26 protein-coding genes are annotated in these 27,000 nt (G+C 34.8%); 18 read left to right on the plus strand and 8 right to left on the minus strand.

Annotated features, from left to right (window positions below):
* Positions 1-71 precede the first annotated feature (71 nt).
* The 4 genes from BLV64_RS05845 to BLV64_RS05860 are packed head-to-tail and all read right to left on the minus strand — an operon-like array spanning position 72 to position 3,030.
* Complete coding sequence (locus BLV64_RS05845) at positions 72-935, minus strand: EamA family transporter (RefSeq protein WP_092133260.1); 864 nt, start codon at positions 933-935, stop codon at positions 72-74.
* On the minus strand, positions 932-1,543 hold the full coding sequence (locus BLV64_RS05850; protein ID WP_092133261.1) for an HAD-IA family hydrolase: 612 nt from the start codon (positions 1,541-1,543) through the stop codon (positions 932-934). Before BLV64_RS05850 ends, BLV64_RS05845 begins: the two co-directional genes overlap by 4 nt.
* Before the next feature lie 22 nt (positions 1,544-1,565).
* Positions 1,566-2,570 (minus strand): bifunctional diaminohydroxyphosphoribosylaminopyrimidine deaminase/5-amino-6-(5-phosphoribosylamino)uracil reductase RibD, encoded by a 1,005-nt coding sequence (ribD, locus tag BLV64_RS05855; protein ID WP_092133262.1) that lies wholly within the window; start codon positions 2,568-2,570, stop codon positions 1,566-1,568.
* Positions 2,571-2,574: 4 nt separating this feature from the next.
* Complete coding sequence (locus BLV64_RS05860; protein ID WP_092133263.1) at positions 2,575-3,030, minus strand: hypothetical protein; 456 nt, start codon at positions 3,028-3,030, stop codon at positions 2,575-2,577.
* Between the two features lie 54 nt (positions 3,031-3,084).
* Here BLV64_RS05860 and BLV64_RS05865 point away from each other — a divergent pair, with 54 nt between their 5' ends.
* The 4 genes from BLV64_RS05865 to BLV64_RS05880 all read left to right on the plus strand — a co-directional run bounded on the left by BLV64_RS05865 (position 3,085) and on the right by BLV64_RS05880 (position 7,368).
* On the plus strand, positions 3,085-3,576 hold the full coding sequence (locus tag BLV64_RS05865; RefSeq protein WP_092133264.1) for a GNAT family N-acetyltransferase: 492 nt from the start codon (positions 3,085-3,087) through the stop codon (positions 3,574-3,576).
* 14 nt (positions 3,577-3,590) lie between these two features.
* Positions 3,591-4,457 carry a peptide chain release factor N(5)-glutamine methyltransferase gene (prmC, locus tag BLV64_RS05870; protein ID WP_092133265.1) on the plus strand — a complete coding sequence of 289 codons (867 nt, stop codon included), beginning with the start codon at positions 3,591-3,593 and terminating at the stop codon, positions 4,455-4,457.
* Position 4,458: 1 nt separating this feature from the next.
* Positions 4,459-6,453, plus strand: a complete 1,995-nt coding sequence (gene ligA, locus BLV64_RS05875; protein WP_092133266.1) for an NAD-dependent DNA ligase LigA — start codon at positions 4,459-4,461, stop codon at positions 6,451-6,453.
* Positions 6,454-6,651: 198 nt separating this feature from the next.
* Positions 6,652-7,368 (plus strand): hypothetical protein, encoded by a 717-nt coding sequence (locus BLV64_RS05880; protein ID WP_143034135.1) that lies wholly within the window; start codon positions 6,652-6,654, stop codon positions 7,366-7,368.
* Between the two features lie 35 nt (positions 7,369-7,403).
* Here the strand turns inward: BLV64_RS05880 and BLV64_RS05885 are convergent, their stop codons facing one another.
* Both BLV64_RS05885 and BLV64_RS05890 read right to left on the minus strand, forming a co-directional pair.
* A complete protein-coding gene (locus tag BLV64_RS05885) occupies positions 7,404-8,321 on the minus strand; it encodes a bifunctional metallophosphatase/5'-nucleotidase (protein ID WP_092133268.1) in 918 nt (305 codons plus the stop codon).
* A gap of 9 nt (positions 8,322-8,330) precedes the next feature.
* Entirely contained in the window at positions 8,331-9,089 is a 759-nt protein-coding gene (locus tag BLV64_RS05890) for a 5'-nucleotidase C-terminal domain-containing protein (protein WP_092133269.1), read from the minus strand.
* A gap of 72 nt (positions 9,090-9,161) precedes the next feature.
* Here BLV64_RS05890 and BLV64_RS05895 point away from each other — a divergent pair, with 72 nt between their 5' ends.
* From BLV64_RS05895 to BLV64_RS05960, 14 genes are all read left to right on the plus strand, one after another.
* Positions 9,162-9,680 carry a DUF6913 domain-containing protein gene (locus tag BLV64_RS05895; RefSeq protein ID WP_092133270.1) on the plus strand — a complete coding sequence of 173 codons (519 nt, stop codon included), beginning with the start codon at positions 9,162-9,164 and terminating at the stop codon, positions 9,678-9,680.
* A 3-nt stretch (positions 9,681-9,683) separates the two neighbouring features.
* Complete coding sequence (gene dapA, locus BLV64_RS05900; protein ID WP_092133271.1) at positions 9,684-10,565, plus strand: 4-hydroxy-tetrahydrodipicolinate synthase; 882 nt, start codon at positions 9,684-9,686, stop codon at positions 10,563-10,565.
* Between the two features lie 111 nt (positions 10,566-10,676).
* Complete coding sequence (locus BLV64_RS05905) at positions 10,677-11,477, plus strand: outer membrane protein assembly factor BamD (RefSeq protein WP_092133272.1); 801 nt, start codon at positions 10,677-10,679, stop codon at positions 11,475-11,477.
* Positions 11,478-11,484: 7 nt separating this feature from the next.
* Positions 11,485-11,814: a DNA-directed RNA polymerase subunit omega gene (locus BLV64_RS05910; RefSeq protein WP_092133273.1), complete on the plus strand. Its 330-nt coding sequence runs from the start codon at positions 11,485-11,487 to the stop codon at positions 11,812-11,814.
* A 5-nt stretch (positions 11,815-11,819) separates the two neighbouring features.
* Positions 11,820-13,031, plus strand: coding sequence for a bifunctional phosphopantothenoylcysteine decarboxylase/phosphopantothenate--cysteine ligase CoaBC (gene coaBC / locus BLV64_RS05915; protein WP_092133274.1), 1,212 nt, complete (start codon positions 11,820-11,822; stop codon positions 13,029-13,031).
* Positions 13,024-13,914 carry a type IX secretion system protein PorD gene (gene porD / locus BLV64_RS05920; protein ID WP_092133275.1) on the plus strand — a complete coding sequence of 297 codons (891 nt, stop codon included), beginning with the start codon at positions 13,024-13,026 and terminating at the stop codon, positions 13,912-13,914. The genes coaBC and porD overlap by 8 nt, the downstream gene beginning before the upstream one ends.
* A gap of 61 nt (positions 13,915-13,975) precedes the next feature.
* Positions 13,976-15,640 (plus strand): DNA repair protein RecN, encoded by a 1,665-nt coding sequence (gene recN / locus BLV64_RS05925; protein ID WP_092133276.1) that lies wholly within the window; start codon positions 13,976-13,978, stop codon positions 15,638-15,640.
* Between the two features lie 30 nt (positions 15,641-15,670).
* The gene (locus BLV64_RS05930; protein ID WP_092133277.1) at positions 15,671-16,489 is read left to right on the plus strand and encodes an enoyl-ACP reductase FabI; all 819 of its coding nucleotides are present in this window, start codon (positions 15,671-15,673) and stop codon (positions 16,487-16,489) included.
* Between the two features lie 237 nt (positions 16,490-16,726).
* The gene (locus BLV64_RS05935) at positions 16,727-19,681 is read left to right on the plus strand and encodes a fibronectin type III domain-containing protein (protein ID WP_092133278.1); all 2,955 of its coding nucleotides are present in this window, start codon (positions 16,727-16,729) and stop codon (positions 19,679-19,681) included.
* A gap of 136 nt (positions 19,682-19,817) precedes the next feature.
* Complete coding sequence (locus BLV64_RS05940; protein WP_092133279.1) at positions 19,818-20,825, plus strand: glycosyltransferase family 2 protein; 1,008 nt, start codon at positions 19,818-19,820, stop codon at positions 20,823-20,825.
* A complete protein-coding gene (locus BLV64_RS05945; protein WP_092133280.1) occupies positions 20,825-21,787 on the plus strand; it encodes a CdaR family protein in 963 nt (320 codons plus the stop codon). The genes BLV64_RS05940 and BLV64_RS05945 overlap by 1 nt, the downstream gene beginning before the upstream one ends.
* Positions 21,784-22,368 carry a dephospho-CoA kinase gene (gene coaE / locus BLV64_RS05950; RefSeq protein ID WP_092133281.1) on the plus strand — a complete coding sequence of 195 codons (585 nt, stop codon included), beginning with the start codon at positions 21,784-21,786 and terminating at the stop codon, positions 22,366-22,368. Before BLV64_RS05945 ends, coaE begins: the two co-directional genes overlap by 4 nt.
* 78 nt (positions 22,369-22,446) lie before the next feature.
* Entirely contained in the window at positions 22,447-24,012 is a 1,566-nt protein-coding gene (locus BLV64_RS05955; protein WP_092133282.1) for a sensor histidine kinase, read from the plus strand.
* A gap of 4 nt (positions 24,013-24,016) precedes the next feature.
* Positions 24,017-24,724 carry a response regulator transcription factor gene (locus BLV64_RS05960; RefSeq protein ID WP_092133283.1) on the plus strand — a complete coding sequence of 236 codons (708 nt, stop codon included), beginning with the start codon at positions 24,017-24,019 and terminating at the stop codon, positions 24,722-24,724.
* 50 nt (positions 24,725-24,774) lie between these two features.
* Here the strand turns inward: BLV64_RS05960 and BLV64_RS05965 are convergent, their stop codons facing one another.
* Both BLV64_RS05965 and miaA read right to left on the minus strand, forming a co-directional pair.
* Positions 24,775-26,049, minus strand: a complete 1,275-nt coding sequence (locus BLV64_RS05965) for a DUF2254 domain-containing protein (RefSeq protein ID WP_092133284.1) — start codon at positions 26,047-26,049, stop codon at positions 24,775-24,777.
* 36 nt (positions 26,050-26,085) lie between these two features.
* Positions 26,086-26,997, minus strand: coding sequence for a tRNA (adenosine(37)-N6)-dimethylallyltransferase MiaA (gene miaA / locus BLV64_RS05970; protein WP_092133285.1), 912 nt, complete (start codon positions 26,995-26,997; stop codon positions 26,086-26,088).
* Between the last annotated feature and the right edge of the window lie 3 nt (positions 26,998-27,000).

Below are 27,000 nucleotides of genomic sequence, written 5' to 3' on the forward strand. Positions count from 1 at the left end.
TTACATAAGTTGCAATGTACTAAACGCAATACAAATTGTATAAGCTTAAAGTGAAATTCTGTGAGTTTACTTTAACTGTTAACAATTAAAATGATACTGATTAAGGCTAATCCAATACCAATCCAATTCTTAAACTGTAGTTTTTCTTTAAATAAAAGAAGTCCTAATAGCGTAGAAGCCGTTACAATAGCAACATTATTAATAGTAAATACAACAGAGCTTTCCAGTTGATCGGATTGTAATGCGAGTAAGAGGAAATATATTGAATAGTAGTTAGCGATTCCTAATAAAAAGCCACCTACAAAGCTTTTATAACTTAATTTCAAGGGTGCTTTAAAAGATTTGCTTACTAAAATTAAGGTGCCTATACTTCCTGCAAAGAAGAAAATGGTTGCCGAAAATATCGGTATGCCCTGATCGGCAACATACGTGTTTTCAATATATTTTATAGAAGTATCTATAATACCGGCTCCTAAAAACAAAATAATAGGTAACCATAAACCTTTTAGGTTAATACGCGGCCCTTTGTCTTTAATAGATACAAGGTATACAGCACATAAAGCGAAAAAGACACCTATAATCTTTAATGGACCCAAGTTTTCATTATAAACATATAATCCGAAAATAATAGGTATAACGACACTCATCTTACTGGCTACCGAGGCCACCGATAAGCCATTTCTTTGTACGGTTAATGCCATAACATTAAAGATGGTGATAAAAAGTACGCCTAAACCTAGGGCGCCTAATAACCACTTTTCGTTTATAATAGTAGTGACATTAATAGGGGTGTTAGAATGTAAGGCTCCAAAAATACAAGCGGTATAGTAGTTAAAAACAATCGCATGTAGGGTGTTGACCTTATATTTATTAAAAAATTTAAATATGACAAATATAAAAGTAGAGGCTATTATGCTAAAGAGAAGAGCTATCAAAATAATTCTTTTTTATGTGAAAAAAGATCAATTATATCTTCAGATTTAGGATTGTTATTCCAAACGTTAAATCTTAATGCTTTAGCGGCTTCCGTATTTTCAGTAGTGTCGTCTATAAATAAACATTCCTCAGGTTTTAAATTGTTTTCTGATAATACAAACTCGAAGATTGTAGCGTCTGGTTTACGCATCATTACTTCATGAGAGAGGTAGAATTTGTTAAAGCAAGCTTTAAAATCTTCAAAAAAAGAAATGTGTTTTTGAATACATTCTATATGTAAAGCATTCGTGTTACTTAGTAAGATAAGTTGGTATACATTATCCTTTGCTAATTGTTGAATAAACTCTAATCGACGTACAGGAAAATCACAGAGAATATAATTCCATGCGTCTATAATCTCGTCTTTGCTTAACTCAGGAAAATTAATGCAGTAAAACTCTAAAAATTCTTCAGTAGATAATAAGCCTTGTTCGTAAAGGGCATTAATCGCAATTAATTCTTCAGGCAATTCATTAACCTTAAATAAGTCTAAAGCATTTGCCATTGCGCCCTCTTTATCTAAATTGATAAAGACATCTCCAAAATCGAAAATAAGTGTTTTAATCATGTTGTTTAGTGTCGTGTAGCTGTTATCGTGTTTGTTTATTATTATTTAATGGCTGATACGTTGTTAGTGTGTCGGATTCCAAACGTGTAACGGAATCGATTTCACCTTCTAGTCGAGGTGCTTTTATGCCTGAGTTAAATTGAATAGATCCCACAAACACACGTGCTTCATCCCATAGGTTTTCATCGATAAAGCGCTGCAGCGTTTTAGCACCACCTTCTATAATTACCGAGGTGATATTGTGGGTGTAAAGTGCGTCGCAAATAGCCTTTGCAGTGGTTTCTTTAAGTATTAGTGTTTCTGATTGCGTATTAAATACGTGGTAACTTTGATCTAAAACAGCATTTTTATCGAGAACAATCCGTGTTGGGTGTTGGCCAGTCCAATCGCGAACAGTTAAGCTTGGGTTGTCTTGTAATACGGTTTGAGTTCCTACTAATATCGCTTGCTCTTCAGCTCTCCATTTGTGAACCAATTGGCGAGATAAGGTGTTGGTTATCCAAACCGGTTTCTTTTCATCTCTTTGCTGTGGAGCAATAAAACCATCGCTAGTTTCTGCCCATTTTAATATAATATAAGGGCGTTTTTTATTGTGGAAGGTAAAAAAACGTTTGTGGTGCATCTTACATTCTGCTTCTAAAACGCCAATTTTAACCTGGCGTCCAGCTTCTAATAATTTTTTAATCCCTCTACCAGCGACTTTCGGATTATCGTCCATGCATCCAATTACAATATTTGGTATATTATGGTGAATAATAAGATCGCTACACGGTGGTGTATTACCATAGTGTGAGCACGGCTCTAAGGTAACGTATAGGGTCGCTTCTTTTAATAGCGATTGGTCTTTGACTGAGTTGATGGCGTTTACTTCGGCATGATTGCCGCCATATGCACTGGTGTAGCCTTCACCAATAATAATGTTGTTGTGGGTTATTACTGCTCCAACCATAGGATTGGGACGCGTATAGCCTAAACCGTTTTTAGCGATTTGTAAGCATCGTGTAATATAAATTTCGTGGGTATTCAATGGGTTAGAGTTTAATTTTAACGTCTTGAATTTCGTTTACAGAATAGTTGTGTGAAATACCGTAAATGGTATACTTGATATCGCCAAGGTATTGCACCTTCACCGTTTTATTTAAATAGCTGTCTAATAAACTACCAAGGTTATTTAAGTTGAAAATACGTTGGGTTGGAATGGTTGCTTGAAGTGGGATTGAAAACTCTTTTTTTGAGGGTACTTTAAATTTTTCAGATGATATGCTAGCCACTTCAATGTTATTTACTATTACTTTAATGCTATCCGTTTTTAAATGACCTCCAACGGCATTGGGATTATTAAAAAAAGCGTCTGCACTTAAAATGATGACTTTAGAATTAGAATCGACGACATTAATGTTTTCAACCCTTAAAAACTCAGGCTTCTCAGTAAGGCTGCAACTAAGTAGTGTGACGAGTATTGTTGATAAGATTATAAGCTTCTTCATGTTTGTTTTTTGCGAATTCTTGTATCTTCACTGCCGTAAAAATACGATTTTGACGTGAGCAAAGATAACATTGTTATTAGAGAAATAGAAGTTAAAGATAACGCTAGAATGGAAGCGGTGATTAGAGGGTGTTTTTTAGAATTTAAATTACCTCTTGAAGGCACAGCCTATGCTGATAACGATACAAAGCAGCTATTCGAAGCATACCAAAACCCGCGCGAAGTCTATTATGTGGTAGAGCACAACGGTACGGTGTTAGGTGGAGGCGGGATTAAGCCTTTAAAACACTTCGAAGCTGATGTCTGTGAAATACAAAAAATGTACTTTACTTCAGAAATTCGAGGTAAAGGATATGGTAAGACTCTTTTTGAATACTGTTTAAAGGCCGCTAAAGAACAGGGGTTTAAACAGGTGTATATCGAAACGGTATCCGCATTACAAGCAGCTATTCATATTTATGAATCGTATGGTTTTAAACATTTAAAGGCATCATACGGTGATACTGGACATTTTTCTTGCGATATTTGGATGCTGAAAGACCTCTAACTAAATTTTAAACGGTGTTACTAAAAGATTTAAAACAGATATTCCATAAAGAATTAGACGCCATTTATGGTGAAGACGAAGTGCGAAGTTTTTTCTTTATGCTTACCGAAAATTATTTTAATGTGTCGCGTTTAGATTTAGCGATGCAGCCTAATTTAGCATTAACAACGAGTGAGCACCCTAAGATTATGGAGGCGCTAAGCTTGTTAAAAACGGAGTTTCCAATTCAGTATATATTAAAAGAAACTGAATTTTATGGTTTTCCGTTTAAGGTGACTAAAAGCACTTTGATACCGCGTTCAGAAACCGAAGAATTGGTGACCTGGGTTAGCGAAACTATTAAAGGTTTAGAGATTTCAAATAACAAATTAAACCTCTTGGATATTGGTACGGGGTCTGGATGTATAGCTATTTCTTTGGCTAAAATACTTCCGGGGTTAAAGGCGGTCGCTCTCGATGTTTCTAAAGAGGCTTTGGTGGTAGCAAAGGAGAATGCTGTTATTAATAAAGTGGACGTACAATTTGTACAAGCTAATATACTAGAGACTCATTCAGGATTGTTTCCCGAAACTTTAGATGTTATTGTTTCTAATCCGCCATACGTTCGTGAATTAGAAAAAAAAGAGATGAAACCTAATGTGTTAAATAACGAGCCACATTTGGCTCTATTTGTTGATGATGATAACGCGTTACAGTTTTATAAAGCCATTATAGAATTTGCAAAGCTGCATTTAAAAGATAACGGATTTCTGTTTTTTGAAATTAATGAGTATTTAGGACAAGAGATGAAAGCCTTATTGCAAGAAAATAATTTTACAGATATAGAATTACGCAAAGATATATTTGGTAGAGATAGAATGATAAAAGGAGTAAAAAAATAAGATGAATACACAAGAGTATATAGAGCAATTACGAGCAGAGTTACGCGAACATAATTATAATTATTACGTATTGGATAATGCCACTATAAGTGATTATGATTTTGATATCAAGTTAAAGGAGCTTCAAGACCTAGAAAAGAAGCATCCCAAGTTTGATGATCCGAATTCACCAACCCACCGTGTTGGAGGAGAGGTAACTAAGAACTTTAATACCGTTGTGCATAACCATAGAATGTACTCCTTAGATAATTCGTATTCTCTTGAAGACTTGCAAGATTGGGAAACCCGAATTAGAAAAATGATTGATGGAGATATTGAGTATACTTGCGAGTTAAAGTACGACGGGGCATCTATTAGTATAACCTATGAGGATGGGGTTCTTATGCGTGCAGTAACTCGTGGTGATGGATTTCAAGGTGATGATGTAACCACTAATATAAAAACTATTAAATCGGTACCCTTACAATTAAAAGGAAGCTACCCTCCAAAATTTGATATTCGTGGAGAGATTGTTTTACCGTTTGAGGGCTTCATAAAAATGAATGAAGAGCGTATTGAAAATGGAGAGGAACCTTATAGAAATCCTAGAAATACTGCGTCAGGGAGTCTTAAGTTACAAGATAGTGCTGAGGTTGCCAAGCGTCCTCTAGAATGTTTGCTTTATAATATAACAGGTGAAAACTTGGGGATTACTACGCAGTTTGAAAGTTTAAATAAAGCACGAGAAATGGGGTTTAAAGTACCCGAAGCTTCGAAACTAGTCGATAGTATAGAAGGCGTTTTTGAGTTTATTCAATATTGGGATGCAGCACGTCATAATTTGCCTTATGAAACTGACGGAGTCGTGGTTAAAGTAAATAGCTTACATCAGCAAGATGAGTTGGGCTATACGTCGAAGGCGCCACGTTGGGCAATGGCTTATAAGTTTAAAGCCGAGCAGGTATCTACACGTTTAAATGAAATTACATATCAGGTCGGGCGCACCGGAGCCATTACACCAGTTGCCAATTTAGAACCTGTAGAGTTAGCTGGGACTACGGTTAAAAGAGCGTCGTTGCACAATGCTGATCAGATTGAAAAGTTAGATGTTAGAGTAGGAGATGAGGTGTTCGTGGAAAAAGGTGGAGAGATCATTCCTAAAATTATAGCTGTTGATTTAAGTCAGCGACCAGCTAATTCAGAACCTACGGTTTACATAACGGCTTGCCCGGTTTGTGAAACACCATTGGTGCGTATTGAAGGTGAAGCCAAACATTATTGCCCTAATTATAATGGGTGTATCCCACAAGTTGTAGGTAGAATCCAGCACTTTATTTCTAGAAAAGCTATGGATATTGAAGGTTTAGGTGGTGAGACTGTGGCTTTATTGGTAAATGAAGGCTTAATTAGTAACTATTCTGATTTATATACCTTGAAAAAAGAAGATGTTTTGCCCTTAGAACGTATGGCTGAAAAAAGTGCAGATAATTTAATACAGGGTATTTTAGCTTCAAAAGCTATTCCTTTCGAACGTGTTTTGTTTGCTTTAGGTATTCGTTTTGTTGGTGAAACAGTAGCAAAGAAATTAGCAAAACATTACAAGAGTATTGATGCTATTGCTTCCGCAACTATAGAAGATTTAGAAAAAGTTGATGAAATCGGTGTGAAAATCGCTGAAAGTGTTGTTGCTTTTTTTGCTACCGAAATAAATAGGTCAATTATTGAAAAACTGAGAGTTCACGGGGTACAATTAGAGGTGTCGGCAGAAATGTTAGCTAATCAAACCAATAAACTAGAAGGGAAGTCATTTGTAGTTTCAGGAGTTTTTGTTGAAATATCACGAGCTGAACTTAAAAAACGTATAGAGGATAACGGCGGTAAAAATGTGTCGTCTATATCTTCAAAAACAGATTATGTTGTTGCTGGGGATAAAATGGGGCCTAGTAAAAAGGAAAAGGCAGATAAGTTAGGGATTCCTGTAATTTCAGAATTGGAATTTTTGGCAATGTTAAATTAAGTGTCCTAATTATTAGAGATAGATGCGCTAGTATAATGAGTAAATCGTCAATGTTTGTACTGTTTGTATTGAAAAATGAGATAATTGATTCTATTACAAGAGCTTAATTTTGAAGTTTTATTGCTGTTCATCGATAAAACAACTTGTTTTATCCGATTTATTAGGAAAGTTTATTATATTTGACACCTAATGAAACTTATGAATCAATTAAAACATTATGGATTACCTATTAGTTTAGCTCTATTAGCTTCGGTTTATATAATGAGTGTTTTATTTCATTTCGAAACTTTAGAGTTTATTAGTAGAGGGTTTATCTTTCCTTTATTTGTAGTTTTGTACTTTATACAAGCCAAGGAGAAAAACACCTTCTTTGCTGGGTTTTTAATCTTTTACTCTTTATCGGAGATTGTAACCGTTTTCGATTCTCGCAACCTTCCAGTGTATTATTACTTTTGTAATGTCATGTCGGTTCTTGCTTATTTTAGTTTGGCGATTTACTTGCTAACTAGGATGAGCTTATCGGTTTTATTTCAAAGATTTAAGCTGTTTGTATTAGTGCTGTTTATTTGTAATACGTATATCTTATATGTACTAAACGATATGGTCTTAGCTGATGCTGCAGTGCAATTATGGACGCCCAATTTTTACTTAGAATTTTTTTATAACCTTTCAATTTTAGTTGTGCTATCCTTGGCGCTATTAAGTTACCTCTATCACGATTCTAAAGAGGACTTATTACTGTTTTTGGGAACATTATGTATCGTATTCTCCGAAATGATTCATGTGGCTAGTTTGTATATCTTAGACACCTACATGTTAAGTGTTTTATATGCTATTTTATTTACAGCAGGTTTTGGGTTGGTTTACGGATACATCACCTCAAAAATGAATACTTACTACCGTATTTTATACTAATTTTTTACTTTTAATTTATCGATTATAGGTTTAGATTAAACTATAATCGATGTTCCATTTGCGGTTTTGTTTTTATCATTATCAAAGTAAAAGTCGATTCTACCTAAATTAATCCCGAAACAGCCCACTTGATTTACTAAGACGTTTTTTCCCTCACTATTTTGCGCCACTGTAGGCTTTGGTAAGAAAGTATGCGTATGTCCGCCAATAATTAAATCTATATCTTTAGTTGATTTAGCAAGGTTTAAATCACTAATCTTATTTGGTGAATTCTTGTAATAGTATCCCATGTGAGATAAACAAATAATTAAATCACAGTGTTCTTCAGTTTTTAGGATACGAGTCATTTCTTGAGTGGTTTCTATAGCGTCAAGATGTACGGTTTCTTTGTACATTTTTTTGTCTACTAACCCCTCTAATTTTATTCCTAATCCGAAGATTCCAATTTTTATACCGTCTTTATGATATACCTTGTAGGGTTTAACATGAGTATCCAAAACGGTGTTTTTAAAATCGTAATTAGACGATATGAAATCAAATTTTGCATGTGGTAATTGTGCGTAGAGGCCGTCAATCCCATTGTCAAAATCGTGATTACCTATAGTTGCCGCATCGTATTTTAGCTTAGACATTAATTTAAATTCAAGCTCACCACCGTAGTAGTTAAAATAGGGGGTGCCTTGAAAAATATCTCCGGCGTCTAATAACAGGGTGTTTGGATTTTCTTTACGAATACGTTCTACAAGGCTAGCGCGTCGTGCAACCCCTCCTAAGTTCGCATTTCGGCCATCTTCTGGGCCAAAAGCATCAATATGACTATGGACGTCGTTGGTGTGTAAAATGGTGATTTGTTTGGTTCTTGGAGCGGCATTAAAAGACTGTAATCCAAAACCACCTAAAGTAACTAAAGTTGTGGCTGCTACAGATTGTTGTATAAAATCTCTACGTTTCATAGTCTGTTCTTATTTAATTTGGATAAATCTATCGTCGATTATAGGATTAATAGTGTCCGTTTTTTTAAAGTAATCAATTAAGGCATTTCTAATTTTATAATCTAATGGGTACTCCCCTTCATTACGAGCGAAAAAATTCATGTTATCACCGCCATTTACTAAATAATCGTTAGTAGCTACGTAGTAAGTTTTAGCAGTGTCTATAGCTTTGCCATTAACCTGTGCTTTTACAATGTTGTAGTCTTTATCAATACTTAGTTTAAATCCCTGAATAGGGTGTGCACGTTTAGCTCGCGCTAAATAATGCATCATGCTATCTATTTGTTTTCCTTTTAAAGCGACCACAATAATACTGTTTTCAAAAGGCATGATTTCAAATGCTGTTTTTGTGGTAATATTCCCTTTCGAAATAATCGATCTAATACCGCCGTGATTTAATAAAACGCCATCTATATCGTTGGATGTCCGCGATTTGAAAACGTCCTTAGACTGTTCGTAAACAATATCAGCCATTAAGTTCCCAATAGCAGTATTAAAGTCTCCGTCTGCTTTCGAGTAGGTCTCTGGAGCATAAGATAAAACTAAATTCATATCCTCTTGAAGGCGGTCTCTATAGGGTTTAATCACTGCATCGAATGTCGGGTCTAACTCTAAACTATCGGTAATAGGGATTTGTTTTCCCTCTATTTTTGTTAGTGTGAATTTTTCCTCTTTACAGTTTGAAAAGCAAAGAAGTACAAGTAGAAGGAATAGAAATTTAAATTTCATTTGTAAATGTGTTAAATTTTATCTTACAATTAGTAAGCTTTAGCTACTTTTGTAATAAAGGTATAAAGATAAATGTTTTTAGAAAGATTTAAAGAGAAAACCCGTAAAAAGCATATTAATTCTGAGTTGAAAGGTAGAGAGGTTTCAGTGCCTAAACTCCCATTGCAACGCGTGGGGATTATTGTTAACAATGATGATAAATTGGCAATTGATTGGAATACAGAATTAAAAAAACTGTTTTCTAACTCGGATCTAATCGTTGATGTTGTTTCGTTTTCGACCGCGAATAAAAGAAAGAAAGATGAGGTGTCTGCAGGGTTTTATGCTCCAGATGTTGCTTGGAATGGTGCCATAAAAAATACAGAGTTAAAAACATTTATTAATACGGAATTTAACCTCTTAATAAGTTATTATACAGTAAATGAAACGCTGTTAAAATTACTAACAGCAAGTTCAAAAGCCGATTTTAAAGTCGGTATTTTAAAAGAAGACCAACGTATAAATGATTTAATAATAAATACCGAGTTAAATGCGTTTGATACTTTTAAAGTAGAACTGATTAAATATTTAAAAATTTTAAAACGATCATAAATAATGAATAACCCTTTTCTAGGAACAGGAATAGCGATAGTTACGCCCTTTAAAAATGATGGCACTATAGATCACAGTGCCTTAAAAAAAATAGTAAATTACAATATTGATAACGGGGTTAATTACATTGTAATAAGTGGAACAACCGGAGAGAGTGTTACCTTGACTCTAGCAGAAAAGCAAAGTGTTATAAAAACAATTGTAGAAGCTAATGCAGGTAAACTACCTTTAGTTTTAGGTATAGGTGGTAATAATACAGCGCAAGTGGTTGAAGAAATTTCAACTACCGATTTGTCTCCGTTTACCGGAATTTTATCTGTTTCTCCTGCTTATAGTAAACCAACACAAGAAGGAATTTATCAGCATTTTAAAGCAGTATCACAAGCGAGTACTTTACCGGTTATATTATATAATGTACCAGGGCGAACGGCTTCGAATATGAGCCCAGAAACTGTTTTGCGTCTAGCTAATGATTTTGAAAATATTGTTGCGATAAAAGAAGCGGCGGGTAATATGAGTCAGTATTATAAATTATTACAAAATAAGCCTGAAAACTTTAGTGTTATTTCTGGAGATGATGATCTTGCTTTAGCTGTGACCTTAGCAGGAGGGGCAGGAGTAATTTCAGTAATAGCTCAAGGATTACCAAAAGCGTTTTCTAAGATGATTCAATTAGGGCTAAAAGGGCAGTCTGAAGAAGCATACGTTATACATTATCAGCTTTTTGATGTCATTAATCTCATTTTTGAAGAAAACAACCCTGCGGGTATTAAGGCTGTTTTAGAGGTCTTAGATTTATGTGAGGCAACAGTAAGATTACCATTAGTTCCGGCAACCGATGCTTCCAAAGAAAAAATCAAGGCATTTTTAAATCAATTTATTTAGTTAATTATAACTTAAACCATCGCATAATCTGATTTCAACATTTATTTTCGCATAGAAAAATATTTTCAAAATCAATATAAATAGTGTATTTTTGCATCTTGTTAAAAAATTATGAAGAACCTTTTTTATATATTAATTACCTTTTTAGTGTTTAGCTCTTGTACAGAGTACCAAAAAGCATTAAAGTCTGAAGATATCGCCTTAAAATTCACTAAAGGAGAAGAGCTTTATAATGCTGGTAAATACTCTAAAGCCAATAGGTTATTCGAGCAAATTATACCAAGCTATAGGGGGAAGCCTCAAGCAGAGAAGTTAATGTTTCTTAATGCAAGTGCCTCTTATGAAATGGAAGACTTTTATGTATCGAGTTACCATTTTGAGCGTTTCGTATCGGCATACCCAAATAGTGAGAAGTTAGAGGAAGCAACTTTTAAAAGTGCGAAAAGTTATTACGAATTATCTCCTGTCTATTCCAAAGATCAGGCTGAAACAATTACAGCTTTAGAGAAATTACAAGAATTTGTAAATATTTTCCCAGAGTCGCAGTACCTTTCAGAGGCTAATAAAATGGTAAAAGAATTAGATTATAAGTTGGAGAAAAAAGCTTTTGAAATTGCTAAGCAGTACAATCGTATTTCAGATTATAAAGCTTCAATAGCAGCCTTCGATTCTTTTATTATTGATTTCCCAGGTACCGAATTTAGAGAAGAAGCTTTGTTTTATAGATACGATTCTGCATACCAATTGGCTATGAAAAGTGTGGAATACAAGAAAAAAGAACGCTTAGAAGCAGCTAAAAAATATTATATATCATTTAAAAAAGACTATGCTAACTCAGAATTCCTAGAGGCGGCAACAGATAAATTAAATGATATAGAAAAGGAATTAGAAAATTATAGTACTAAAAGTTAATATAACTATGGATTTAAAAAAGATTGATGCGCCATTAAGTACAACTACTTATAATAGAAATAAAATTGATGCGCCTACAGATAATATCTACGAAGCGATTTCTATTATTTCTAGACGAGCAGAGCAAATTAACTCTGAGATCAAGAAAGAATTAATCGAGAAGTTGGAAGAGTTTGCAACTTATAACGATAGTTTAGAAGAGATTTTTGAAAACAAAGAACAGATTGAAGTGTCTAAGTTTTACGAAAAATTACCAAAACCACACGCTTTAGCCGTGCAGGAATGGTTAGACAATAAGATCTATTACAGAAACACCGAGGAAGAGAACCAAGACTAATTACTATGTCTATATTAAGTGGCAAAAATATACTGTTAGGCATAAGTGCTGGTATAGCCGCTTATAAAACAGCTTCACTCGTAAGAGGGTTTATTAAGGCAGGCGCTAATGTGCAAGTGGTCATGACGCCTGCTTCTAAAGACTTCGTAACACCTCTTACTTTATCTACCTTATCTAAAAACCCTGTGTATTCCTCTTTTTATAATGAAGAAGATGAGAATGCAGAGTGGAACAATCACGTCGAATTAGGATTGTGGGCAGATTATATGATAATCGCTCCTGCAACCGCCAACACCTTATCTAAAATGTCTAATGGCATTTGTGATAATTTATTATTGGCAACCTATTTATCGGCAAAATGTCCCGTATATTTTGCTCCTGCTATGGATTTAGATATGTATAAACACCCTTCCACAAAGGAAACGTTTAATAAACTAAAGACTTTTGGTAATACCATGATTCCAGCAACCTCTGGTGAATTAGCTAGTGGGTTAGTAGGAGAGGGACGCTTGGCCGAACCTGAAGATATCGTGGCCTTTATGGAACAGGATATCTTAAATCAACTGCCTTTAAAAAATAAACGGGTTTTAATTACTGCTGGTCCGACGTATGAAGCTATCGATCCTGTGCGATTTATTGGTAATCATTCTAGTGGTAAAATGGGCTTTGAAATAGCTAAAGCTGCTGCCAATATGGGGGCGCAAGTGACTTTAATATCGGGTCCTACACAACAAAAAGTAAATCATGCGCTAGTTCATGTTGTTCCTGTTGTTAGTGCTCAGGAGATGTACGACGCTGCTCATACTTATTTTGACGCTTGTGATATTGCCATATTATCTGCTGCAGTCGCCGATTATAAGCCTAAAGATGTGGCGACTCAGAAAATAAAAAAGAAATCGAGTACGTTATCTATAGATCTGGTAAAAACTAAGGATATTTTGGCCTCTTTAGGCGCAATAAAATCAAAACAGTTTTTAGTGGGATTTGCTTTAGAGACCGAGAACGAATTAGAAAACGCAAAAGGAAAATTAAAAAAGAAGAATTTAGATTTAATTGTGTTAAATTCGTTACAAGATAAAGGGGCTGGTTTTAAATCGGAAACTAATAAAGTGACCTTTATAGCAAAAGATAATACGATTACAGCATTCGATTTAAAATTAAAATCTGAAGTCGCTGTAGATTTAATAAACGACATAATTAAAAAAATAGATGCGTAACTTCATACTTCTTTTCTTACTTTGTATTACTGTCACTGTTAGTACTGCCCAAGAATTAAATTGTAATGTAGCCGTTAATGCGCAATTAACAGGAAACGAAAATTCACAGGTTTTTAAAACCTTAGAAAATGAGTTACAGGAATTTATTTCTAAAACGAAGTGGACAACTAAAGAATTCGCACCTCAAGAACGTATAGATTGTAATATTGCAATTACGATTAAGAGTTATAACGGGACTAATTTCTCAGGAACTGTTCAAGTGCAGTCTTCCCGTCCAGTTTATGGATCCTCGTATACAACTCCTGTGTATACTATTAACGATAAAGAGTTTTCTTTTATTTATACAGAGTTTCAGAATTTAATTTATAATGCTAATCAGTACGAGTCTAACTTAGTGTCGGTGCTTGCATTTCACGTGTACATGGTATTGGGTATGGATGCCGAAACCTTCGAAAAGAATAGTGGTGATCCTTATTTTAAACAAGCGCAACGTATTGTAAATTTCTCCCAACAAGAATCCTTTAAAGGCTGGAAATTAGAAGATGGTTTGCAAAGTCGCTACGCCTTAATAGATAATATTTTATCGCCTACGTTTGCCGATTTTAGAACGGTTTTATACAATTATCACAGACGTGGTTTGGATAAGATGAGTAGCGATACGAAAGAGGGTAAATCTGAAATTGCTTCAGCTTTAAATTACTTTAAAGATATGAATAGTCGCCGACCGAACTCGTACTTAGCACGTGTGTTTTTTGATGCTAAAGCAGAAGAAATTGGTCAGATCTTTTCAGACGGGCCAAAAGTAGACATTTCTAATTTAGTCGATGTTTTAAACCGAGTAGCTCCAACCCATTCTGATAAATGGAGAGCGATAAAATTCTAAAAGAGTCGCTAATCTTTTTACGTTTACAACACATTTTAATAGGTTAAACTTGAAATAAAATATGTTATCCTCACTTACTATAAAAAATTACGCTTTAATAGATCATTTACAGGTCGATTTTAACAACGGGTTTACAACGATTACCGGAGAAACGGGGGCTGGGAAATCTATACTTTTAGGAGGGTTGTCTTTAATTTTAGGAAAGCGTGCCGACTTATCTAGTCTTCGGGATACGGCTAAAAAATGTATCATTGAGGCCCAGTTTAATATTCAAAATTATAATCTAGAATCTCTTTTTAGCGCGAATGACTTAGATTTTGAACCGCTAACCATTATAAGACGTGAGATATTGCCCTCAGGGAAATCACGAGCTTTTATAAATGATTCTCCTGTAAACTTAGGTGTTTTACAGGTTTTAGGGAGTCATTTAATCGATATACATTCCCAAAACGAAACACTTCAACTTGTAGATGATGCCTTTCAATTTCAAGTTATTGATGCTTTAGCTGAAAATTCTAAAGAGTTAAAGACCTATCGCGAAAAACTTTCTGACTATAAAAAATTAAAAAAAGAACTTGTTAAGCTAAAAGAGTTTCAATCTGAAGCCATTAAAGAACACGAATACAATTCCTTTTTATTAAAGGAATTAGTGGATGCTAAATTAAAAGAGGGAGAGTTCGAAGCCTTGGAGGAAGAGTTTGAAAGCCTAAGTAATGTTGAGCAAATCCAAGAAAAATTAACACTAGCTCACGCTTTATTTAGTGAGGAAAATGCGGGGGTTTTAACCCGAATTACCGAATTAAAAAACACCTTGGTTAAATTATCCGGCTTAGCAGCAAAGTACAAGCCAGTGGCAGAACGTGTTACAAGTAGCCTTATTGATTTAGACGATATTTTTGGTGAGGTTGAAGCGTTCCAGGAACAATTGGATGCCGATCCAAACCGATTGGAAGAAGTGCAAGGGAAATTAACGCTGTTAAATAATTTATTTCAAAAACACTTTGTAAACGAAGTTTCAGAGCTTATAACCATAAGGGAGGCTTTGGCTTTAAAAGTTGCCGATACAGAAAATGTAGAGGCTAATATTGATAAAAAAGAACAAGAGATTTCAAAAGTACAAGCGCGCTTAGATCAAGTCGCGGAGAAGGTTCATAAAAAGCGATTGGCAGTTGTGCCAAAATTAAAAAAAGAACTCGAGACCATTTTAGCGAGTTTAGGTATGCCAAATGCGCAGTTTAATATCACTTTGAATTATAGTGATACCTATTTTAACAATGGTCGGGAAGAGCTGTCATTTTTATTTTCTGCCAATAAGGGCGGACAGTTTAATTTGCTTAAAAAGGCAGCCTCTGGAGGTGAGTTATCTCGTATTATGCTTGCTATCAAGTCTGTTTTAACGCAATATGAAAATCTGCCAACTATTATGTTCGACGAGATCGATACGGGGGTTTCAGGAGAAATTTCTAATAAAATGGCCGATATTATGGCTCAAATGAGTGTAACGATGCAAGTGTTTAGTATCACGCATTTACCACAAATTGCAGCCAAGGGGCACACCCATTTTAAAGTGTATAAGGCGGATGTGAACGAGGTTACTACAACCAATTTGGTTAAATTGAACGATGAGGATAGGGTGTTCGAAATAGCACAAATGTTAGGTGGAACGGAGGTGTCAGAATCGGCATTGGCTCACGCTAAACAATTACTTAATCACGTTAATAGTTAATACAATTAAATAATTTAAAGAATATATAGGATGTCTTACAACTTACTTAAAGGAAAAAGAGGAATTATTTTTGGAGCCTTAGATGAAAATTCTATTGCTTGGAAAACTGCAGAACGCGTACACGAAGAGGGAGGTGTATTTGTATTGTCGAATGCGCCAATCGCAATGCGTATGGGGACAATAGACCAGTTGGCAGCAAAAACAGGGTCTCATATTATACCGGCTGATGCGACATCAGAAGAGGATTTGCAAAACTTAGTAGAGAAGTCAATGGAGTTACTTGGTGGTAAAATTGATTTTGTATTGCATTCTATTGGGATGTCTGTGAATGTAAGAAAAGGTAAGGCTTATACCGACCAAAAATACGATTGGACGCAAAAGGGAACTGATGTTTCTGCAATGTCCTTTCATAAGGTGATGCAAACCTTATATAAAAACGATGCTATGAACGAGTGGGGAAGTATTGTAGCTTTGACATATATGGCAGCACAACGCGTATTTCCAGATTATAATGATATGGCAGATAATAAAGCGTATTTAGAAAGTGTAGCGCGTAGTTTTGGTTACTTTTTTGGACGTGATCATAAAGTACGTGTTAATACTATTTCTCAATCGCCAACAGCGACTACCGCTGGTCAAGGTGTAAAAGGGTTTGATGGTTTTATTAGCTATGCCGATAAAATGTCTCCTTTAGGTAACGCCTCGGCCTTAGATTGCGCAAATTATACTGTAAGTTTATTTAGTGACTTAACGCGAAAGGTAACGCTTCAAAATCTATTCCACGATGGTGGGTTTAGTAATATGGGAGTTAGTGATGCCGTAATGGAAGCTTTCGAAAAAGGGCAGTAAGAACTGTAAATTATATAAACAAAGAGTCCTCATGTACAGAAGTATTTGAGGGCTTTTTTTTGTTTTAAAATGTGATTGCGAAAGTGTTAATTTTTAATTCATTTATTTGTGTAGTGCTCTATTTCTTTAACTGTTTTTTTGGTTTTATATCTATTAGTTTGTGGTATTGTTTGCTTATTGTTAAAATTTGGTTAATTTAGTGAGCTAATGTGTATTATTAACTAATTACCAAAAATTATGAAAAAAATTACTTATTCGTTACTATTGCTTATTTTTTGTATATGGCAATCTAACGCTCAAATCTTCATTGAAGAGAATCTAGACTCGGGGTTTCCCGCGGGTTGGACACAACAAAGTTACTTTACGAGTACAAATGCATCATACTTATGTGAAGGTACAGGAAATCTTGCCGACAATATGTACAACTCATCTGCTAATGATGGAAGTTTAACGTCTCCAAATTATCCGGGAATTTCGAATGGAACAGATACTACCGTAGAGTTTCAATGGCTAGCGACACCTTATAGTACAAATGCTGTTGATTATATTGTTAATGTTGAATATTCTACAGACGATGGTGCTACTTGGATTTTATTATCTTCTTTTGCTGTAACAGAAACAACGCCTTGCACAGACTATTTAGAGGTAATACCTTCAGTAGATTTACCAACGGGTTCAGATTTCAAATTTAGAATTCGTAATGAATGGCAAAGTGGTGATAGCTACTTTTATTTGGATGACATCGCTATTTCTCAAGTAATAGCTTGTCCTCAACCGTCTGACTTAACAGCTTCTAATGAATCGACTACTACTGCCGGTTTACAATGGATTGAGAATGGAAGTGCTTCAATTTGGAATGTGAAATTTGGCACTATAGGATTTGATCCAACTACCGAAGGAACAGATGTTTCTGGAGTATCAAACCCTTATACATTAACAGGTTTAATGCCAAGTTCTACTTACGACTATTATGTTCAAGCAGATTGTGGATCTGGAGAACTTAGTGCGTGGGTAGGACCGTATAGCTTTACTACGTTGTGTGATGCCGTTACTACTTTCCCTATGTTAGAGTCTTTCGAAGGGATTACAACAGGTCAGCCAAATTGTTGGGAAGTTCAAGGGACGACTACTAACGCATCATATCATTGGTCTAGTTTTGATACTGGGTATTCAGGAAGAGGAATGAGATTTGATTCTTACTTAAACGCAAGTGGAAGAACTTCGGAATTAATTTCACCAACCTATGATTTAACGGTATTGCCTACAGCAGAATTTAGCTTTTGGTATAAAAATCCTACAGGAGGAAATTTTGACGTTCTAATCTCAACTGATAATGGAGCAACCTATACGGCTTTAGAAACAGGACTTACAGGTCAAGTAGATTGGATTAAGAAAACCTATGATATTACATCAAGTATCGCATCAACTGTTAAACTTAAGTTTTTCGGAACGAGTAACTACGGAAGTGGTGATGCTAGAATTTATTTGGATGAAGTTCAAATTAGAGAAGTACCAAATTGTGTAGAACCAGCGAATGTAGCTGGAGCTAATATAGGTATGGATACAGCCGATTTATCATGGTCTGCAGGTGCATCTGAAACAGAATGGGAATACGCATTACAATTAGCGACCGACCCAGCGCCTACAGCAGGTACATCAACAACAGTAACAACATATGCTGCTAGCAGTTTAACTGAAAATACGAATTATATTTTTTATGTAAGATCAGTTTGTGGTACAGACTATAGTGTTTTTGTAGCTTATCCTTTTACAACTGCTATTTCAGGAGCCGTTTGTGAGGCTGCTATCGAAGTAACGGCATTACCTTATACTACAACTGATGATACAGCGAATTATGGTGATGATTATTCTGGTTCTCCTGGGGCTTCGGGTTGTGGCACGACTTCTTTTTATTTAAATGGTGACGATGTCGTGTATTCTTATACTGCGATTGCAGATGGTACTATTAACATTGCTTTATCTGCACTAGGTAGTTCTTGGTCTGGAATGTTTGTGTATACAGATTGTGCAGATATAGGTACTGCTTGCGTTGCTGGTTATGGTAATGGAGGTAGTACAGCAGATTATGATTTTGATGTTGCTGTTACAGCTGGTACAACATACTATGTTGTTATTTCTACTTATGCATCACCTCAGAGCACTACTTATACTTTAGATATTACTGAAGTACTATGTGCTGATCCTACAGCGTTAGGAGTGACAAATGTAACCGATGTTAGTGTAGATTTATCATGGACAAACGGTACAGAGTCATCTTGGAACATAGAATATGGTGCTGTTGGGTTTACTCAAGGTACAGGAGGTACAGTGCTTCCTGGAGTAACTACAAATCCATATGTATTAACAGGATTAACGGCTAGTACATCTTATGATTTTTATGTTCAAGCTATTTGTGATTCAGGTGATCTAAGTGCGTGGGTTGGACCTTTTAATTTTTCTACGGCATGTGATCAAACACCTCTTGATGTTCCATTCTTAGAAGATTTTGAAGCTACAATTTGTGGTACAATAATTAATGAAGGAACAGGAAATGAATGGATGCCTTCAACATTAATGGGAGCTGGTTTTACAACCAACCACATGCGTTATTCTTACGATTTATCCAACCCTGCAGATTCTTGGTACTTTACTCAAGCTATTAACTTAATAGCAGGTCAGGAATATTATATTTCTTACGATTTTGGTAATTCTGGTTCTTATGATGAGAAAATGAAAGTAGCTTATGGTACTGCTAATACTTCGGCAGCTATGACAACTATTTTAGCGGATTACCCAACAGTTACAGGTGGAGCTTTACAGAGTGATAACGTGACCTTCACAGCACCAACTACTGGAGTATACTACTTTGGTTTCCATGCGTATTCTGATGCAAATATGAATCAATTACGTTTAGATAATGTGGTTGTAGATCAAACTTTATCTGCTGATTCGTTTAATAGTGCTAATTTATTTAGCTACTATCCGAACCCAGTAGAGAATACATTAACTCTAAAAGGAGTTAAAAATATTCAAAATGTAACAGTGTTAAACATGTTAGGACAAGAAGTTTTACGTGTTGCACCAAACGCTGTTAACAGTCAAGTAGATATGTCTAACTTACAATCTGGAGCTTACTTTGTGAAAGTGACGATTGAAAATGCGACTAATACGATTAAGATTATTAAAGAATAACTTTTAATTGTTATAATTTTAAATCCCACTACTTAGGTAGTGGGATTTTTTTTTTGATACTATTTAAATGTATGTCTTTGAATAAGTATCTTTTTTATTCGTTGAGCCTAAACCGTATTTTAATTACATTTGTGGTATGCAATTAGTATACTCTTTTATTATACCGGTGTATAACCGCCCAGACGAAGTACGAGAATTATTAGATAGTTTTGTAGGATTAAAAAACGCTTTTAATTTTGAAATTGTGATCGTTGAAGATGGCTCAACAGTGTCCTCAAAGGCTATTGTGGAAAGCTATGCTTCACAGTTAGATGTGGCTTATTTTTATAAAGAGAACTCAGGACCTGGAGATTCTAGGAATTATGGAATGTCAAGGGCCAAAGGCAACTATTTTATTATTTTAGATAGTGATTGCATACTACCATCACACTATTTAGAAGCCGTTAACTACAGTTTAAAAAACGATTATGTAGATTGTTTTGGCGGACCAGATGCGGCACATCCATCCTTTACGAACCTTCAGAAGGCTATTAACTTTAGTATGACCTCTTTTTTAACGACAGGAGGTATTCGCGGTCATAAAAAAAGTGTAGATACCTTTCAACCGCGTAGTTTTAATATGGGATTGTCTAAAAAAGCATTTGAAGAAACACAAGGTTTTGGAAGAATTCATCCCGGGGAAGATCCAGATTTAACCATACGATTATGGTCTAAGGGTTTTAAAACTAAATTGATTCCCGAAGCTTATGTATTTCATAAACGCCGTATTTCATGGTCTAAATTTTATACGCAAGTCAATAAATTTGGTCGTGTAAGACCTATTTTGAATCATTGGCATCCAGAGACAAAAAAAATAACCTATTGGTTTCCTTTTGTTTTTTCTTGTTCGGTAGTATTAGCCATTATACTTGCTATCTTTGGAGTATTATGGCCTATTTATTGTATTGGTTTATACTATACTGCCGTTTTAGTGTCTGCTAGTATTCAGAATAATAGCGTTATTATAGGAGTGCAAGCCTTATTGGCGACAAGTATTCAGTTTTTTGGATATGGATATGGTTTTATACTATCGACACTTACCTTAATATTTGGTAACAAGGCACCGGAAGACGCCTTTCCAAAACTATTCTTTAAAACGAAATAATGTCCACAATAAAGTCAAAAATACTAACCGCTATACAATCGAGGAAAATTAATATTTTCTTTCTGTTTTTTGTTTTAGCATTTGCCATTTTAGTATTGACTAAATTGTCTAAAACCTATACTAATACTCTTGTTTTTACAGTAGTGCCTAAAAATATCCCTGAAGAGATTATTATTTTAAACGATTCATCGCATCAGCTAAACGTGACATTAAAAGCACAGGGTTTTAAGTGGCTTAAGTACTATTTAAACCCGCCACAAATTATGGTCGATTTTAAAACCGATGTGACTAAAGTAGATTCTACTTATGTATGGAGTCGAGCACAAGGGTTTTCTAATATCAATGAACAATTTAGTAAGGAGATTGCTCTTGAAAGTGTAAACCCTGAACAACTAATCTTTTTTTACGATGAAAATGCGGTTAAGTATGTACCAGTTCAACCTCAAATAAAGCTGTCTTTTAGCCCGGGTTATGATATTATGGAAACAGTAGCCACCAATCCAGACTCTATTAAGCTCATTGGGCCGGAGTCTTTATTGAAGAAGATAGCGTATGTAAAAACACGAAAATTAGAACTGAAGGATTTAAATAAGCGTTATAGCGAGCTATTACCACTAAATTTGGACTCTATACACCCAAAAATAAAAGTGTCTGAGAAGGCTGTGGGTTTATCATTAGACGTGAAAAAGTTTACAGAAGGCACTAAAGAGATACCTGTAGAGGTGATTAATGTGCCAAAACATAAGACCTTAAAATATTTTCCTAAAAGTATTATTATAACCTACTATACGAGTCTAGAAAATTTTAATGCTATCAAGAAAACGGACTTTCGAATTGTTTGTAATTATGCAGACCTTAAAGAAAACAGTACTTTTTTAACGCCTAAGCTTACTAAAGTGAGTGAAAAAGCTAAAACAGTACGATTGCATCACGAAAAAGTAGAATTTATTATTACACAATGAAAACAGTAGTTTTAACAGGGGGGATAGGCAGTGGTAAAACAACAGTAGCAAAAATGTTTGCAGCCTTGGGCGTGCCTATTTATATAGCCGATGATGAAGCTAAGAAATTAATGGTGAATTCAGTAGTTATTAAGCAAAAGTTAACGGCACTATTTGGAGAGGAAGCCTATATAGATAATGCATTAAATAGACCTTTTCTCGCAAAGGCCATTTTTAATGACAAAGCACTTTTGGAGCAAATGAATGCCATTGTACATCCTGAAGTCGGTGCTCATTTCGAAATTTGGAAAGCGGAACAAAACGCTCCTTATGTTATTAAGGAGGCTGCTATTATTTTCGAAAATGGTAGTTATAAACATTATGACTGTATCATTACAGTACACGCACCAGAAGCTATAAAAATAGAGCGTGTATTGCAACGCGATGATACTAGCGAAGAAAAAATAAAAGCCATTATGAAAAATCAATGGTCAGATTCAGAGAAAATTAAACGTTCTCATTACGTTATCGAGAATCTAAATCTAGACGACACGCGTCTGCAAGTGTCGGAAATTCACGCAAAGTTACTGAAACTTAAGTAAGTAAGCCGAGGTTAAAAATTGTGTTAATGTAAGGTTAAATGGTATGATTACTCATTGTTAAAATGTTAATTTTGAATAATGAGGAAGAAAATTTTTCTTGTATTAATCATTTTAATGAGCTTATCCCTAGGGGGGATAATCTTTGTTCAGAGCTACTATATAAGTAATTCTGTTAAAAATGAAGAGGATCAATTTAAATTTAACGTCAAGAAGGCGTTACGTTTTGTGACCAATAAAATTGAGAAAGAGGAGTATAAAGACCATATATTAAAGCTACGTCGTCTTATTGACAAAGGGGAGCTAGTTAATATTGATACCACCTCTATTTCAAATTTATACATTAAGCAGTACGATGAAAGTACAAATGAAACGCTCGTTTACAGAAATGGTATTTTAGAAGAAAATTATAAATTATCCTCATCGCTCTTTGATATTGGTTTAGATAGCACAAGCATCAAACGTATTATAAACGAGAATGAAACTAAAGTTTATAAGTCTAATAATATCGATGGAAAGGAGAATGTAGAAGTCATTCAGTTTGGTGATATTAGTAGAACCGCCGATTTAGTTTACGAAACACACTACAACAATACGGCGTATAGACGTCCAATTCACAAAAGGGTATCGGTAGAGCAAATAAACAAGCTTTTAAAGCTGCGTTTAATGCAAGATGATATTGATATTGATTATGAATTCGCTATTTATAGTAATGGGTTAGCAACAAAAATTCAGACTGAAAATTTTGAGCTTCAAGGATTAGAAACTATTGGGATTCCTATTTTTTATAATGAAAAGGATACCAACAACTATAAATTATTAATCAATTTCCCTGAACAGCAGAAATTTATATTTTCTACTTTAATAGGAATGATTTTACTTTCGGTGGTGTTTACATTAATAATTATATTAACTTATGGAGGCGCTATATTCCAGTTAGTTAAGCAACGTCAGATTTCTGAGATTAAAACAGATTTCATTAATAATATGACGCATGAATTTAAAACACCTATCGCCACTATAAATTTAGCATTAGATTCTATAAGGAATCCTAAAATTATAAACGATCAGGAAAAGGTGCTGCGTTATCTTACCATGATTAGAGAAGAAAATAAGCGTATGCACGCTCAAGTAGAAAATGTATTGCGTATCTCTAAGCTTGAAAAGAATGAGTTGAATATTAGTAAAGATAGAGTGCAATTGCATGACCTAATAGAGGATGCTATTTCGCATATTGAATTAATTGTAGAAGATCGTGGAGGGTTTATTGAAACCGATTTAAAAGCAATTAAATCTTCTGTTTTGGCCAACGAAACACATTTTACTAATGTGCTGGTTAATGTTTTGGATAATGCAGTAAAGTATTCTCCCGAAGCGCCGAAAATTCATGTTGAAACAGAAAATGTTGGTAACAACATAATAGTAAAAATTAAAGACCACGGTAGTGGGATGAGTAAGGTAGCACAAAAGCGTGTGTTTGAAAAATTTTACCGTGAGCATACCGGTAATATTCACAATGTAAAAGGACATGGTTTAGGTTTGGCTTACGTAAAGAGAATAGTAGAAGACCACGAGGGTCATATATCAGTTGAAAGTGAAAAAGAAAAAGGAAGTACTTTTATAATAAAGCTTCCGCTAATATCATAAAGTTATGGAAGAACAACAAAAGAAAATATTATTAGTAGAGGACGATCCAAACTTCGGTACCGTATTAAAAGATTATTTAATGATGAATGATTACGAAGTCGTTCACGCTAAAAATGGTATGGAAGGTTTTGAAAAATTTAAAAAGGACGATTACGATCTATGTATTTTAGATGTTATGATGCCGTACAAAGATGGTTTTACATTAGCGAAAGAAATTAGAGAGAAAAATTCTGATATTCCTATCGTGTTCCTAACGGCTAAAGCAATGAAGGAAGATGTTTTAAAAGGCTATAAAGTAGGAGCGGATGACTACTTAAATAAACCTTTTGATAGTGAAGTGTTGCTTATGAAAATCAAGGCCATAATGCAACGTAAAGCGACTGAAACAGTTGCCGATAGTAAACAATTTGAGTTTAAAATTGGAGGTTTTGAATTAAATTCTAAACTGCGATTCTTAAAATATAAAGGAGGAGAGCCTGTAAAGTTGTCGCCAAAAGAAAACGAATTGTTACGCTTATTAGCATTGCACGAAAATGATTTAATGCCAAGAGAATTAGCATTGACAAAAATATGGAGAGACGATAACTATTTCACGTCTAGAAGTATGGATGTTTATATTGCAAAATTGCGTAAATACCTAAAAGTGGATGATAAAGTGGAAATCTTAAATATTCACGGTGAAGGATTTAGATTAGTCGTAAATCCTGAATAGTAAAATACAATTCCAAATACAAAAAAAACCAGCTTTCGAGCTGGCTTTTTTTATATATTAAAGTTTTCAGTTTCAATATACTCAAAGTCCCGTTCGTTTGTTATTGCTCTTAAAGCGTCTTCTTTTAGATTTTCAATTTCCTCATCAATACTTTTTAAATAGATGCTGTTTGTACTCAGATTTTTTAAGTGATTTAACATCGTTAATAGCCGCTTAACAATGATAACGTCATGTTTACAGTATGTTCTTAAAGGGGCCATGGTGTCATACATTAAGGTGCTAAAATTTACTGTAGCGATAAGAACCCAAGGTGTATTATCAATATAGGTATAGCTAATGTCATTCTTTTTAAGTCGTAAGGCATACAGCTGAGATAGGTAATCAATTGCATTTAAGGCCGTCCCAGGGTCGTTAATACCTGGTGACATGGCTTTCACTGCGATCTCCGTTAATTGTTTAAAAGCCAATACATAATTATCTTCTATAAGCTCACTTTTTGCAAAGTCGAAATTTGTAGACAGGCCTTCGAGGATGTCTTTATCTAAAGGCTTTTCTGTTTTAAATAAGGTGTCTTTTTCTAGTATAAAAGATCCTTTGGTAGGGATAACCTCTATTTTACAATCGTGTGATTTAGCTACTTCAGCAATGTTCTCTAGCGATATATGTTGAAGGTACCCTGTTTTGGTCGCTTGATAACTATGCCAATTATTAGAAGATTTAAATGGTAAATTATTATCTTTCTCACAATCTAAAAGATGTATCAATCTTGTGCTCGATTTTCTGAATATTTTATCCATTATATTATTAATTTGAATGGATTGAGAAATCGAGTGGATAAAATAGATAAACGAACCTAAGGAAATAACCATAAACACAATGGCTAAAAGAACGGAGAAACCAGGAAGTTGGTATTCGTTACCACTTGGTCTAATAGAAATTAAGGTGAATATACAGTAGAGTATGGTTGCGACATAAATTCCTAATATTACTTGATGTCGTCTGTTCGAGATTAACCCTGGCAATAAACGCGGTGAGAAATTGCTAGAGGCTTGGTTTAAAAGCACCATAACCATCGAAAAACTAAATACCATAATAGAGATAGACCCCGCTATAATGGTTGTTAGTAGTGTACGCGCCGTGTCGGTGTTATTGATAACCAAGTCTGGAAGGATTTCTAGTAAATATTTAGAAATGCCTAGGCTCTCTAAGTAGAACATGAGGTAAGCAAAAGCACTCCCTGCAAAAGCGATAAGGGTTGGAAAAAATGCGATTTTATCTTTTAGGTTATAAATACTTCTTAAAATATATAATAGCCTTTCTTTCATAAATAGGATGGTTTTGCTGAGTGATACTTCAAGGTACTATATTTTATTTTTAATCCCTTGAATTATTGTTTCAAAATCGGCATTGTAATCAAACCAAAGCGTGTTTGGATTTCTTTTAAACCAGGTGAGTTGTCGTTTAGCGAAACGGCGTGTGTTTTTTTTAATTTCTGAAATGGCAAAGTCTAAAGGCCATTCGCCATCGAGGTATTTAAATAACTCTTTATAGCCCACCGTGTTTAAAGCATTTAAATCTTTGTATTTTAAAAGTGACTTGACCTCTTCAAGTTGCCCCATATCCATCATCATATCTACGCGTTTATTGATGCGATCGTATATAATGGATCGTTCTGCTGTTAAGCCAATACTAATAGTTTTAAACGGTCGGTTATTTTTGTCTTTATTTAAAAAGGACGAATAGGGTTTTCCTGATCCGATACAGATTTCTAGGGCGCGAATAACACGTTGTGGGTTTTGAAGGGCTATGGTGTTATATGATGCTAGGTCTACTGTTTTTAATTGGTCTTGTAGGGATTCTAAACCGTGGTCTTCTAGTTTTTTATTTAGTGTTTCTCGAATGCTTTTATCGACTTCAGGAAAATAGTCTAATCCTTTAGTAACGGCATCGACATACAAACCAGAACCACCAACCATAACCACGTAGTCCTGCGTTTTAAATAAGGTGTTTAAGGTCTGTATAGCGTCTTTTTCGAAAGCACCGACGTTGTAATCTTCTAGAATCGATTTGTGCTGAATAAAATGATGGGGTGCAGCGTCAAGCTCAGAAGGGCTAGGCGATGCAGTACCTATTTGCATCTCTTTAAAAAACTGTCTCGAATCGGCTGAAATAATTTCGGTTTGGAAATGATTGGCTAAGCGGATGCTTAAACTCGTTTTTCCTATGGCTGTAGGGCCAACAATAGAGAGAAGGTATTTGTGTTCTGTTTTCAATTT

Origin of the sequence: Bizionia paragorgiae, assembly GCF_900107625.1 — a bacterium.
In the GTDB taxonomy this organism is placed as follows: Bacteria; Bacteroidota; Bacteroidia; order Flavobacteriales; family Flavobacteriaceae; genus Bizionia; species Bizionia paragorgiae.

What these genes read in the sequence shown, in the direction of transcription:
- BLV64_RS05940 (WP_092133279.1), top strand. Translation starts at nt 19,818, where the DNA reads ATGCAATTAGTATACTCTTTTATTATACCGGTGTATAACCGCCCAGAC.
- BLV64_RS05905 (WP_092133272.1), top strand. Translation starts at nt 10,677, where the DNA reads ATGAAGAACCTTTTTTATATATTAATTACCTTTTTAGTGTTTAGCTCT.
- recN (WP_092133276.1), top strand. Translation starts at nt 13,976, where the DNA reads ATGTTATCCTCACTTACTATAAAAAATTACGCTTTAATAGATCATTTA.
- BLV64_RS05850 (WP_092133261.1), bottom strand. Translation starts at nt 1,543, where the DNA reads ATGATTAAAACACTTATTTTCGATTTTGGAGATGTCTTTATCAATTTA.
- BLV64_RS05955 (WP_092133282.1), top strand. Translation starts at nt 22,447, where the DNA reads ATGAGGAAGAAAATTTTTCTTGTATTAATCATTTTAATGAGCTTATCC.
- BLV64_RS05930 (WP_092133277.1), top strand. Translation starts at nt 15,671, where the DNA reads ATGTCTTACAACTTACTTAAAGGAAAAAGAGGAATTATTTTTGGAGCC.
- BLV64_RS05890 (WP_092133269.1), bottom strand. Translation starts at nt 9,089, where the DNA reads ATGAAATTTAAATTTCTATTCCTTCTACTTGTACTTCTTTGCTTTTCA.
- BLV64_RS05885 (WP_092133268.1), bottom strand. Translation starts at nt 8,321, where the DNA reads ATGAAACGTAGAGATTTTATACAACAATCTGTAGCAGCCACAACTTTA.
- porD (WP_092133275.1), top strand. Translation starts at nt 13,024, where the DNA reads ATGCGTAACTTCATACTTCTTTTCTTACTTTGTATTACTGTCACTGTT.
- BLV64_RS05935 (WP_092133278.1), top strand. Translation starts at nt 16,727, where the DNA reads ATGAAAAAAATTACTTATTCGTTACTATTGCTTATTTTTTGTATATGG.
- BLV64_RS05960 (WP_092133283.1), top strand. Translation starts at nt 24,017, where the DNA reads ATGGAAGAACAACAAAAGAAAATATTATTAGTAGAGGACGATCCAAAC.
- BLV64_RS05880 (WP_143034135.1), top strand. Translation starts at nt 6,652, where the DNA reads ATGAATCAATTAAAACATTATGGATTACCTATTAGTTTAGCTCTATTA.
- BLV64_RS05945 (WP_092133280.1), top strand. Translation starts at nt 20,825, where the DNA reads ATGTCCACAATAAAGTCAAAAATACTAACCGCTATACAATCGAGGAAA.
- ligA (WP_092133266.1), top strand. Translation starts at nt 4,459, where the DNA reads ATGAATACACAAGAGTATATAGAGCAATTACGAGCAGAGTTACGCGAA.
- BLV64_RS05910 (WP_092133273.1), top strand. Translation starts at nt 11,485, where the DNA reads ATGGATTTAAAAAAGATTGATGCGCCATTAAGTACAACTACTTATAAT.
- BLV64_RS05965 (WP_092133284.1), bottom strand. Translation starts at nt 26,049, where the DNA reads ATGAAAGAAAGGCTATTATATATTTTAAGAAGTATTTATAACCTAAAA.
- BLV64_RS05895 (WP_092133270.1), top strand. Translation starts at nt 9,162, where the DNA reads ATGTTTTTAGAAAGATTTAAAGAGAAAACCCGTAAAAAGCATATTAAT.
- BLV64_RS05860 (WP_092133263.1), bottom strand. Translation starts at nt 3,030, where the DNA reads ATGAAGAAGCTTATAATCTTATCAACAATACTCGTCACACTACTTAGT.
- coaE (WP_092133281.1), top strand. Translation starts at nt 21,784, where the DNA reads ATGAAAACAGTAGTTTTAACAGGGGGGATAGGCAGTGGTAAAACAACA.
- dapA (WP_092133271.1), top strand. Translation starts at nt 9,684, where the DNA reads ATGAATAACCCTTTTCTAGGAACAGGAATAGCGATAGTTACGCCCTTT.
- coaBC (WP_092133274.1), top strand. Translation starts at nt 11,820, where the DNA reads ATGTCTATATTAAGTGGCAAAAATATACTGTTAGGCATAAGTGCTGGT.